The organism is Rickettsiales bacterium, from assembly GCA_025210695.1.
Taxonomy (GTDB): Bacteria; Pseudomonadota; Alphaproteobacteria; order Rickettsiales; family CANDYO01; genus CANDYO01.
In genome coordinates this window covers 18420-30583 of record JAOARE010000012.1, presented here as the reverse complement: position 1 = coordinate 30583, position 12164 = coordinate 18420, and the positions used below count along the sequence as shown (strand labels likewise).

At 32.9% G+C, this 12164-nt stretch carries 14 protein-coding genes; 9 read left to right on the top strand and 5 right to left on the bottom strand.

All coding sequences use genetic code 11. The annotated features are described in order from the left end of the window. The 4 genes from dnaE to N4A31_01620 all read right to left on the bottom strand — a co-directional run. The coding region (gene dnaE / locus N4A31_01635) for a DNA polymerase III subunit alpha (protein MCT4634935.1) at nt 1–2068 on the bottom strand (2068 nt) is incomplete at its 3' end. A 65-nt stretch (nt 2069–2133) separates the two neighbouring features. Next, nucleotides 2134–2277 carry a hypothetical protein gene (locus N4A31_01630; GenBank protein ID MCT4634934.1) on the bottom strand — a complete coding sequence of 48 codons (144 nt, stop codon included), beginning with the start codon at nt 2275–2277 and terminating at the stop codon, nt 2134–2136. A gap of 210 nt (nt 2278–2487) precedes the next feature. Further along, the gene (locus tag N4A31_01625) at nt 2488–2994 is read right to left on the bottom strand and encodes an SH3 domain-containing protein (GenBank protein ID MCT4634933.1); all 507 of its coding nucleotides are present in this window, start codon (nt 2992–2994) and stop codon (nt 2488–2490) included. Beyond that, nucleotides 2987–4708, bottom strand: coding sequence for a cation:proton antiporter (locus N4A31_01620; protein MCT4634932.1), 1722 nt, complete (start codon nt 4706–4708; stop codon nt 2987–2989). Before N4A31_01620 ends, N4A31_01625 begins: the two co-directional genes overlap by 8 nt. 129 nt (nt 4709–4837) lie before the next feature. Between N4A31_01620 and N4A31_01615 the strand changes: the two genes are divergently transcribed. Continuing rightward, nucleotides 4838–5560, top strand: a complete 723-nt coding sequence (locus N4A31_01615) for an SDR family oxidoreductase (protein ID MCT4634931.1) — start codon at nt 4838–4840, stop codon at nt 5558–5560. 9 nt (nt 5561–5569) lie between these two features. Here N4A31_01615 and zapE read toward each other — a convergent pair whose 3' ends face one another. Continuing rightward, nucleotides 5570–6670: a cell division protein ZapE gene (gene zapE / locus N4A31_01610; GenBank protein ID MCT4634930.1), complete on the bottom strand. Its 1101-nt coding sequence runs from the start codon at nt 6668–6670 to the stop codon at nt 5570–5572. 31 nt (nt 6671–6701) lie between these two features. Between zapE and N4A31_01605 the strand changes: the two genes are divergently transcribed. The 8 genes from N4A31_01605 to N4A31_01570 all read left to right on the top strand — a co-directional run bounded on the left by N4A31_01605 (nt 6702) and on the right by N4A31_01570 (nt 12006). Further along, on the top strand, nt 6702–7571 hold the full coding sequence (locus N4A31_01605; GenBank protein ID MCT4634929.1) for an AAA family ATPase: 870 nt from the start codon (nt 6702–6704) through the stop codon (nt 7569–7571). Nucleotides 7572–7702: 131 nt separating this feature from the next. Then, nucleotides 7703–8104, top strand: coding sequence for a hypothetical protein (locus N4A31_01600; protein MCT4634928.1), 402 nt, complete (start codon nt 7703–7705; stop codon nt 8102–8104). A 322-nt stretch (nt 8105–8426) separates the two neighbouring features. Continuing rightward, nucleotides 8427–9599 (top strand): dicarboxylate/amino acid:cation symporter, encoded by a 1173-nt coding sequence (locus N4A31_01595; protein MCT4634927.1) that lies wholly within the window; start codon nt 8427–8429, stop codon nt 9597–9599. Nucleotides 9600–9686: 87 nt separating this feature from the next. Beyond that, nucleotides 9687–9851 (top strand): 50S ribosomal protein L33, encoded by a 165-nt coding sequence (gene rpmG / locus N4A31_01590; GenBank protein MCT4634926.1) that lies wholly within the window; start codon nt 9687–9689, stop codon nt 9849–9851. A gap of 15 nt (nt 9852–9866) precedes the next feature. Beyond that, nucleotides 9867–10112, top strand: coding sequence for a 30S ribosomal protein S16 (rpsP, locus tag N4A31_01585; GenBank protein MCT4634925.1), 246 nt, complete (start codon nt 9867–9869; stop codon nt 10110–10112). 103 nt (nt 10113–10215) lie between these two features. Beyond that, complete coding sequence (gene dusB / locus N4A31_01580) at nt 10216–11187, top strand: tRNA dihydrouridine synthase DusB (GenBank protein ID MCT4634924.1); 972 nt, start codon at nt 10216–10218, stop codon at nt 11185–11187. A gap of 112 nt (nt 11188–11299) precedes the next feature. Then, on the top strand, nt 11300–11533 hold the full coding sequence (locus tag N4A31_01575; GenBank protein ID MCT4634923.1) for a hypothetical protein: 234 nt from the start codon (nt 11300–11302) through the stop codon (nt 11531–11533). A 203-nt stretch (nt 11534–11736) separates the two neighbouring features. Further along, nucleotides 11737–12006, top strand: coding sequence for a hypothetical protein (locus N4A31_01570; protein ID MCT4634922.1), 270 nt, complete (start codon nt 11737–11739; stop codon nt 12004–12006). The last annotated feature ends 158 nt before the right edge of the window (nt 12007–12164 follow it).

Here is a 12164-nt window from a genome sequence, read left to right as displayed (position 1 = left end):
TTGCTCTACGAAGAAGATCAGCAGCACCAAGGCTATATCCACCCATAATCTGAGCAATTTCCATCACTTGCTCTTGGTAAATTATAACTCCAAAGGTTTCTTTTAGAACTCCTTCCAAAGTTGGATGAAGATAATCTGGTTCTTGCACTCCATGTTTGCAAGCAATATAAGTTGGAATGTTGTCCATGGGGCCTGGACGGTACAAAGCACCAAGCGCAATAATATCTTCAAAACAATCTGGACGCATCTTTCTTAAAGCATCTTTCATTCCTGAACTTTCAAACTGGAACACTCCCGTTGAAAGCCCCTTCCCTAACATTTCAAAAACATTTGGATTATCTAACGGAATCTTGTTTATATCAAAGTCTGGATTGCTCTTATGAATTAATTGAGTAGCAGAATCAATAACGGTTAGAGTTTTAAGTCCTAAAAAGTCAAACTTCATTAGCCCTGCTAATTCACCATATTTCATTGAATACTGAATAACCAGCATATTTGATTTATCGTCAGAATATAAAGGAACCATTTCCTCTAATCTTTTATCAGAAATCACCACTCCAGCAGCATGAGTTGAGGCATGACGATGCAAACCCTCTAATTGTAGAGCAATATTTAATAATTTCTCTATTGCTGGATCTTCTTTTTTAGCCTTCTTCAAAAGAGGCTCCATTTCAATGGCCTGACCTAAAGTCACAGGGTTTACTGCATTAAATGGTATTAGTTTTGAAATCTTATCCACTTGAGAATAAGGCAACTGAAGAACTCTTCCTACATCTCTTAAAACTGCTCTAGCCTGCAATTTCCCAAAAGTTATAATCTGAGCAACTCTGTCATCACCATATTTATCTTGAACATATTTGATAACTTCATCCCTACGGATTTGACAAAAATCTATATCAAAGTCTGGCATTGAAATACGCTCAGGATTTAAAAATCTTTCAAAAAGAAGACCAAATCTTATTGGATCAAGATCAGTAATATATAAACTCCATGCTACCACAGACCCAGCTCCTGAACCCCTTCCAGGCCCTACAGGAATTCCATTTCTTTTACTCCATTTAATAAAATCAGAAACTATAAGAAAATATCCAGGGAAACCCATCTTAGATATCACCCCAAGTTCAAATTTTAATCTTTGAAAATAAACTGATTTATCGCCTTGATAATTTTCTAAACGCTGAGTTAATCCTTCTCGAGATTGCTTGATTAATTCCTCTTCTTCATTATCGCCAATTTTAGGTAACATTGGATCACGAGCCTTAGCCATAACTGCACAACGCTTGGCAATTTCAACTGTATTATTAATGGCTTCTGGAAGATCAGAGAAAACTTCTCTCATTTCGGCACTAGATTTAAAGTAATGATGAGGTGTGAATTTACTTGTTCCTTCATCATCTGAATATTTTCCTTCAGAGATACAAGTTAGAATATGATGTGCTTCATGCATTTTTCTGTTAGCAAACATCACATCATTTGTAGCAACTATTGGAATATCATTTTCATAAGCTAATTCTAAAAAGTAATCTTCTGTTTTTTCCTCTTCTAGCAAGCCATGACGCATGAGCTCCATGTAAAAACGATTACCAAAAATTTCTTTTAACTTTAAGCAATGCGCTTTAGCTAAAGACTTATTATTTTGTAGTATAGCTTGACCTATAGGGCCAGTATGCCCTCCACTTAAACAAATAAGCCCATCATTATAATTCTCTAAATCTTCAAGCTTAATATGAACTGGATAATTATCATATTTTACTAGAAAAGTTTTGCTCACAAGCTTCAATAAATTCTTAAAGCCCTGTTCATCTTTAGCTAATAAAACCACTTTACTAAGCTCTGAATCTTTGCTTTGCATATCAATAGATATAACACAGCCCATAATTGGTTGAATTCCAGCTTTAATAGCTGCTAAAGAAAATTCCAAGGAACAAAATAGATTACCGCTATCTGTAACTGCCAAGGCTGGCATGCGGTTCTTTTTTATCAACTCAATCAATTCATCAATCTTAATCGCCCCTTCCGCAAGAGAAAATGATGTATGACAACGAAGATGAATAAAATTCTTAGACATAAAAAAAAACAGATATACTCTTAATTAAAAACTTTTTAAAAGTATATCCGTTTTAGATTAAAATACTAGAGAGAACTAATATCATCTCCACTTAAAACTACAACTTCTTGCATCGACATACATCCAGATAATTGTTCCTGCACATTTGCATAATATTCCATTGGATGAACACCAGCATTCACTCTATATTCATGATGCATTGCCGCCATATCTATAGTATTTCCTCTTGGCTCAGAGAACTTTCTTTCCCATTTTTGGCCGCAATATATTCAAGCAATAAATTATGATTATCTATTAATGATCCACAAAGAGAAACTGAAGATATAGCTTCGCTTGAATCTAAACCGATTAATAATTACTTGCATAATAATTAACATAAGGCAACCAACTTACTGCGTGATTATTAAGGGTAAAAACTTCTATTTGAATTCTTCTTTAGCGTAAACTCCCCAAAGCTGAGATTTTTCAACCCAGCCAGAAAGGTTAACTATTTTGATTTGGCACCAATTTTTATTGCATTTTGTAACATCCACTCTTTTGGAATGCGCAATTTTGGCGATGACTTGAGATGAAGCATCAGGTTTATCATATAATAATACGTATAAATTAGGATTATCTTTTTTAAACTTAATACTTATAATACCTCTACGTTTTTTTGTTAACATAGCAGATTTAACCCATCCTTCGTCACCACTAAAATCTTTAATTTTATACCAATGTTCAAATTGAGCAATCACCTCTACCGGTTCACCTTTTTTCTTAAACACCCATTCTATTGGATATCTAGTATTAGGGCCTTTACGAACATTAACTTCCGATGATTTGATTGAGGCATAGTATGAAACAAAATTCTCAGTAAATGAAGGAGCAACCGCCAATGTATTCCAACAAAACAACACAATAATAGTAAAAATTAATCTATGCATTTTGATTCTCTGCTTCTTCATCAAGTATTGGTAATTTAGTATAATTACCCGCTCTAAATTGATTCTTCATTCTACTAACTTCAAATTCACTAATTCCAATAGACTTCAACACAGCCCCACCTAATTGCAAACCTGTTTCATAGGTTTCAGGAACAATAATTTTTGCTCCTGCATTATAAAATTCTGTAGCTTTAGATAAATCCTTAGATCTTACAACAATAGGTAATTTAGGATAAGCTTTAGAAATGGCCCTTGAAGCCTTTTTCAAGGTTACCTCATTACTTAAACTCACAATCACAGAACTAGCTCTAGCAATCCCAACAGAATCCAACATTTCAAGGCTACTTGCATCACCTAAATAAACAGGGTTTCCTTTTTGACGCTCTGATGCCACATGCTCTGGGTTAATGTCTACAGCAACATAATTAACCTTTTCTGCAGTTAATAATCTAGCTACCATTTGCCCCACTCTGCCAAAGCCTAAAAGAATAACATGATGACTTAAATCATAAATTTCTTTATAAATATCCGCTTGCTTCAATTTATTCTTCTTATCCAATTTATTAGCTATCCATCCACCTAATGCTGCAAGCAATGGAGTTACAGCCATAGTTATAGTAACTACTAATAATAATGTATCAGTGTCTATATTAAAAATAGACTTCTTACCAGCTAACCTAAAAAGAATGAAAGCAAATTCACTACCTTGCCCCAATAGCAAACCAACATGTATAGAACTTCCTACATTAAATTTAAAAACTAAAGCAAGAAGAATAATTATAATCGCCTTTAATGCTATAAGCCCAAAGGAAAGACTAGCAATAAAAGAAAAATCATCTAAAACCAACTGCAGGTTTATAGACATTCCAACAGACATAAAGAACAACCCCAAAAACAATCCCTTAAAAGGAGCGATGCTTTCTTCTGCTTGTAATTGAAACTCTGTTTCTGCAACTAATAACCCAGCAGCAAAAGCTCCAAGAGCCAAAGATAATCCCATATATTCAGTGAGATAAGCTGTCCCTAATGCAATGAGAATTGTGGTAGCAATAAATATCTCATTACTTTCTGCTGAATTTGAAGAACTTATCATATTAAAAATAGGCCTTAATACTATCCTTCCAACCACAAAAATAAACACTAGAACCAATACAGCTTTTAAGAAAGCTTCACCTAACGGCTTAATAAGACCAACCTGCTCTCCAGCAAGAATTGGAACTAATACTAAAAGTGGTACCACAGCAAAATCCTGCAATAAAAGTACAGCAAGGGATAAACGACCAACTTGGGTAGATTGCGCACGATTCTCAGCAACCACTTGTAATACAATTGCGGTGGAAGATAGTGCAAGACCACCACCTAAAATCACAGCACTTGCTAGGCTTTCTCCCATCATAAAGGCCACACTTCCGATAGCCATAGTGGTAATTGCCACTTGAAATGAACCAAAACCAAAAACTAACTTACGCATTGATTTCAAACGCTCGAAAGTTAACTCTAGTCCTATAGCGAATAACAAAAATATTACCCCAACTTCACCAAGAGTTTCAGTATCTGAAGAGTTAACAAAATTCAGACCATACTCTCCTATTAACCCTCCGGCCACAAAATAACCTAGCACAGGGCTTAATTTTAACTTCTTAAATGTGGCTACTATGACTACTGCTGCTGATAATATCAACAATACAATGGATAAAAAATGCTGCTCTTCCATTCCTCTACTCTTATACCTAATTCCTAAATTATAAATTCACCATGTGCTTATTTTACTTTATATATGGTTATGATATCCTAATATTACAATATATAGTATTAAAAAAATAGTGTTAATAGAATATTAATTATGACAAATGAATTACAAAAAAATGTGTTAATTACTGGAGCTGCAGTAAGAATTGGAAAATACATCGCTGAGAAATTAGCATATGATGGCTGGTCCATTGCACTTCATTATAATAACTCAGAGCAGGAAGCCTATGATTTAGCACATAGTTTACTCCCAATTACTAATGTAATGTTATTTAAAGCTAACCTTGCTGATAAAGAAGATTCTGCTCAGCTTATAGACAATGTAAATAAACAACTGGGGCCAGTTAATTTACTCATAAATAATGCATCCATCTGCGTAAATGATAATTTAGATAATTTAAATAGCTCCACTTTAGAAAACCACTTTGCTATTCATGTAAATAATATTGTTTATTTATCTAAATGTATGGCAAAGCAAGAAGGAGCCAAAGATATTATCAATATTATTGACTCTGACATCTCAAGAAATATAAAAAAATTCTTTTCTTATAATTTAAGTAAAAAAACATTATTTGATTTAACCAAAATGCTAGCTGTGAGTTTAGCTCCATATCTCAAAGTGAATGCAATTGCTCCAGGCCCAATGCTATTCAAGAAAGGACAAAACCCTCAAGTATTTAAAGAGCTAGTTAATGAATCACCGCTTCATAGAGAAGCTACATTACAAGAATTATATGACTGTATAATGTTCTTGGTGAATAACAACTCCATCACAGGACAAACAATCTACCTAGATGGTGGAAGACATTTGATTTAACAAATTAAGTCACTTGCTATAATGGAGGCTTAAATAATCATCAGATTGCATCTCATGCAATCTTGATGCTGTGCGAGTGAATTCATAATCCCCTTTTCCTTTTTTATAAATGGAATCAATTTCCACTTCTGACGAGCAAATTAGCAATAGCTTAAATTCATAAATAGTGTCAATTAACTTTGTAAAACGTCTTGCTTCGTTATGTTCATCAGGAGATAATTCTGGAATCTCCGACAAAATAATAACGTTAAACTTCTCACATATGGCAATATAATCAACACTTGAAAGAGGAGCACGACATAATTGATCAAAACTAAATACAGCACAATCTAAAGCTGTGATTGGACATATTAATTCACGACCATCACAATCAAGCAAATAATTTTTAGCAGGAACATTATTAGAAAGCTTCCTAAAACTATCAAGAATAAATTTCTGTGAATCAATGACCTCTTTATAAATATAATATGTTGCTTCTACTGATTTTAGTTTACTGGTTCTATAATCATGATCTGAATTCATTTTTACCACTTGCAACTTATCAATTATAAGATCAATAAATGGCAGAAAAGATTCTCGTTGCAATCCATCTTTATATAAATCTTCAGGAGCAAAATTAGAAGTTATAATAATAATAACATTATGAGCAATTAACTCTCTAAACAATTTGCCAACAATCATTGCATCAGCAATATCACTAATATATAACTCGTCTATGTAAAGAATGCTGTATTTCTCTTTAACATATTTAGCAATATATTTTATTACATCTACATCCTTCCTAGTATTCTTTAATTTATGCAAATGATGATGAATTTCTAACATAAAAGAATAAAAATGAATCTTTTGCTTTTTATCTGTTTCTAAAGACTCAAAAAACAAATCTATAATAACTGATTTGCCGGTTCCAACGGCTCCATAAAGGTAAAAACCCGCAGGGGCAACTCTTTTTGGCAATATAGCTTTAAGAATATTTTTTTCTTTTTTTAGATATAAATTTATCTGCTGATGAAGCTTTGCTAAAGCTTTTAATATTTGCTCTTGAGCTTGAGAAGGCTTTATATTATTCTCATTCAAAATCTTATGGTAATGGTCTAGTATCTTTGTCATTATTATTAGTAGTCTAGATATAGTTAATAATATGGGTAGTTTAATAGAATATAACTTACGTGGCAATCATTCAGTATGGAGAAACTTAATTAACGATCATTTAAATAACCGCATGTCTCATGCTTATTTCCTCACTGGACCAAAAGGACTTGGTAAATCCTTAACTGCAAAACTATATATAAAGCACATCCTAAATGCTGATGACGTTCTATCAAAAAGAATTGATAATAACGACTTTACAGATCTACTCTATATTTCAAAACAAGATAAAAACGAAATCACCATAGACGAAATTAGAAAAGCATATAATTTTTTTAATCAAACTCCTGCTGAAAGCAATTATAAATTTGTTATTATAGATGGGGCTGAAGATTTAAACCTTAATGCAGCCAATGCTCTGCTTAAAGTTCTTGAAGAGCCCAAAAACAACACTCATTTGTTTTTAATTAGCCACGCACCATATAAACTTATAGCAACCATAAAATCACGCTGCAGAGAAATAAAATTCAAACCTTTAGCTGATATCGCTTTAGGAACAGAACTGGAAGATTTCATTGCTGGATCCATTGGCAGAGAAAAGCTTTGCGAAGAACTAGATGCTTTTAAAATTTATAATCAATTACTAGACCTGATTAAAAATGATGATATTTTAGCTTTTAATAAATTCGCCGATCCAATAGCAAAAACCCCTCAAAAATGGAACCTGGTAAAAGATCTGCTAATTTTTATAATAAATAGGAACATTAAAACCATAGATAATAAAGAAGATTCAGAAAAATGGTTTCAAGTTTACGACAAATTACAAAAAAGAATCAGTGAATCTGAAATCTATAACTTGGATAAAAAACAAGTTCTACTGCTTGCTCTAGATAGCATCCGTCACCTTAATAAAACACAATAATATATATAATCCTTATAGTTTTTAATAAAATGTTAAATCAAAGCGTTGACTATTATTTACAATATGTTACAAAGTAACAATAGGTTAAAGGGGGTTAATATTAATAATTGAAAAATATAGGATAATAAACTATGTCAGATAAATGTCTCTCAGAATTTAATGAAGCTCACTTAGCTCATCACGAAGCTCACTTAGCTCATCATCACGAAGAAAACTCAACTACAAGCTATATGTCAGAAATCTCAAATTTTTTTAGCACCACAGAGGCTCAAATTGGCACTTTTGCTCTCACTCTTGGAGCCGCTTTCATTGCTAGACCTTATATTAATAATGCCCTTCAAACCCCACAAGCTAAAGCTGCTGTCGGAATGTTCCTTACAGCCACTGGCATATTTATCTCCTTTGAAAATGTAGTAAAAGAAGAGGTACATATGCATGAAGATGGAAACACTTGCGGAGTTACATGCGCCGTGACAGAAGCATTTACTGGAGCACATATCTGCGGCAAGTGTGGTGACGGAGGTGATCTCTAGAGATAAATTATTTATAACAAATAATTATTTAATGATAGGAGTTAATCTATAATTCCTATCATCAGAACCATTCCCAAATCAAAAACTCCTTGCAATCCCCTTCTCCTTAGGATATCCTCAAAACTTAAGAAACAATTATTAAATAGTATTACGGTGAGCGTTCATCTTTTAAAAAACAAATATATTCCCTCTTGTCTTTTTTTAAACAGAGATAGCACATCTGTTGCTTTCTTAGCAGCTGCGGCCGCCCTTGCGGCATAATACACAACCATCACCCATTGACTATTAAACTAAAACAAAAATCTATTTTAAGGAAAAAACTATGTTAAAAAAGCTAATGAAAAGCTTACCATTGCGACTGGCTCTTTGCATTCTATTTGCTTATTTATTTGGCAATCAACTAAGCGAACCAACCATTCGCTTCTTATTTACAATAAGCTGCGTATTAAAAGAAATTCTAATGACAGTACTGCCTGTAATGATTTTTAGTTATATCTTTGCGGCCATAGTATCACTTGAGAAGAACGCCCCCGTATTAATAGTTTTTATTTTAGTTATGGTGGTACTCTCAAATGCATTAGTAACTTTTACATCCTACGGAATTGGCGCAACCATACTTCCTCTAATAACTATGTCAGAAGGAGGAGTAATTGCTTTAAACTCAAAAATGACTAGTTATTTCTCCTTAGGCATTCCACAAATTATTTCTTCCAATAAAGCAATGATTTCTGGACTGATCCTTGGGCTTATATTCTGTTATTTAAAAATGCCAAAAGTATCAAAATTCGCTGATAAATTACAAAACCTTGTGAATTTATTTTTAAAGAAATGCTTTATTCCTGTTCTTCCTCTATATGTTTTAGGATTTGTTCTTAAGATGCAATATGAAGGAGAACTTAGCATTTTATTACAAAATTATGCCCAGGTTTTTATTTTAATCTGTATATCTTTGATAGCATATATATTTTTAATGTATTTTATAGGCAGTGGCTGCTCTTGGAAAAAATGCAAACAGAGCTTAAAAAATATGGCACCCGCTGGGTTAACCGGATTCTCCACCATCTCCAGCGCAGTTCCTGTACCACTTAGTATTGTAGCTACAGAACAGAACACCCAAGATAAACAATTTTCTCGCTTAATTATTCCCGCAACTGTAAATATTCATATGATTGGTCATGGAGTTAGTATTCCTATAACCGCTCTTACAATCCTAATGCTATCTGGACAACCAATACCATCACTAGAAACTTTTGCTATATTTGTAATGTATTTTTGCATAGCCAAATTCTCTGCCACAGCTGTTCCAGGAGGGGGAATAATTGTTATTTTACCATTCTTACAAAGCAAACTTGGGTTCACACCAGAAATGTCTAGCATTATTATTATGTTGGATATTCTGCAAGATGCTATTTTAACAATAGGAAATGTTATGGGTAACGGAGGTTTAGCAATAATTGCACATAGGGTGCAAAAAATGCTCAAGATAACCAAATAAATATTGACAATTTATTATAAAACTGTAGTTTTATTCTAGAATTGTTTTTAAGGACTAGCTCCTTTATTCAAATTAATTAGGAAGATCATGGCAAAAAAAACTGTATTACTTAAATTAGAAAGCACAGCTGGTACTGGTTACTACTATGTAAGAAATAAAAACCCAAAGAAAATAACTAAGAAATTAGAGTTTATGAAGTTTGACCCAAGAGCGAAAAAACACGTTCTTTTTGTTGAAAAGAAAATGAAATAATATATAGAGAGAAATATGGCTGTAAAAATTAGACTTACTAGATTAGGCGCAAAGAAAAAACCTTTTTACCGTGTTGTAGTTGCAAATTCAACTTCTCCACGTGATGGAAAATTTATTGAAATTATTGGAACTTATAATCCGATGCTTTCTAAAGACAATCCAGATAGAGTAAAATTAAAACAAGACAGGATCCAATACTGGACTTCTGTTGGCGCTCAACCTAGTGAAAGAGTAGCTAAACTTATCAAATTATCCTCATAAATATAAAAGGTTGCTTCATTTTAAAGTAGGAGGCGACCTTTTTCTTAATAAACTCTGTATAATTTGATTTCAAAGATATAATAAAAATATACGAGATTTATTAATGACTATCCAAATTGGCAACGTAGAAATTAACTCCCCAGTTATCTTAGCTCCACTATCTGGAGTAACTGACATGCCCTTTCGTCGTTTAGTTAAAAAATTTGGTGCAGGACTGGTAGTTTCTGAAATGATTGCCAGCAGAGCCATGATCATTAAAACCAGACAATCCCTGCAAAAATGTGCTATTTCTGAATTTGAAGATACCACCTCCGTTCAACTTGCTGGATGCGAACCACAGGTTATGGCAGAGGCTGCTAAATTAAACGAAGATCTTGGCGCACCTATTATAGATATTAACTTCGGATGCCCTGTTAAAAAAGTAGTTGGTGGTAACGCAGGTTCTGCTTTAATGAAAGACGAAAAGCTTGCAGCTAAAATTTTAGAAGCAACAGTTAAAGCCGTCAAAGTTCCTGTAACTCTAAAAATGCGTAAAGGATGGAATGAACAATCTCTTAATGCCCCTATCTTAGCAAAAATAGCTGAAGATGTTGGCATTAAGATGATCACCATTCATGGTAGAACAAGATGTCAATTATATAATGGAGTAGCTGATTGGAAGTTTATTAGAAAGGTAAAAGACGCTATATCTATTCCAGTAATTGCAAATGGAGATATTACAAGCATAGAAGATGCGGTTAAGTGCAAAGCCGAATCTGGAGCTGATGGAGTGATGATTGGCAGAGGAACTTATGGCAAACCTTGGTTTATTAATCAAGTAATGCATTACTTTAAAACAGGAGAGCGCCTCCAGGATCCTTCTACAAAAGAAAAACTGGAAACTATTTTAGAGCATTATGACCATATGATAGATCATTATGGAGAGGAATGCGGGGTTAGAATGGCCAGAAAGCACATTGGTTGGTATAGCTCAGGCTTAACTTCATCAGCTGATTTTAGATTCAAAGTTAATAAACTTAATAGAGCAGCAGAAGTAAAAAACTATATAGAAGATTTCTTTAGCCAATATATTTAAATATCTATATTATTGTCATACAAAATACACCTATTATGCAACTATTTGTTGATATTTAATTAATTTTAATATATAATATCTATGCGTTGTTAACAAAATATGGAGTGCATTTATGACTATTTTAGACAATGACTACACAACACATTCCACAAAAGAACTAATTCTTACCACCGCTCCTCTAGTAATAGCCTATCACTTAGAACCATTTGTAACTGAATACATAACATATAAAATATGCGATAACTATCCTACATTAACTATGTGCTCAACGGAGAACTCCTCGCCCTTAACAATAACAGGGGTAGCTAGTGATTTTGAATCAGATATAATCAATATTTGCCCTTAAAATATAATATAACCTAAAAAGGTGAACCATCTTAGAAGACAATACAAGAGCAAAAGTGTATTAATTTACGCAACAAATTTACTATTTTATACACAAAAGTATAGTATTAATTATTTAAATTAAGTATAATATATAGTGTATCAAAACGATTTTTAGATACTAAAAACTATTTTATTTTAACCCCAACCTCCGAGGAGGATATTATGCCTAGTAATTATAAATCCGCTTTTGAAACCCAACATCCAATGTTGGTATTTGTGGCCAGAACCGTTCAAGGAACATTGTTTTCTACAGGAATAAAGATAGCATATAAACTAAATCAACAATTAATTGACTATCTTGCCGAAAAGGGAGCTAACGCCATCAAAACATTATTATTTTCTTCAAAATTAAATGAAGATAATATAAATTGTGAACCAAATTCAGACCAAGACCAAGCTATGGTAGGAATAGATGATTCAAATAGTAATTAGAACAATTATAACCTCTCTCACTTTTTAAATAATAATTTAATAGTTAAAAAGTGGGAGAAAAGCCTAATTTAATTACTCCTAGACAAAATAGAATATTTTCTGTATAAACTATATACAAAATTATAAGATACATTAATCAAGTTAGGAGCACTTAGTGG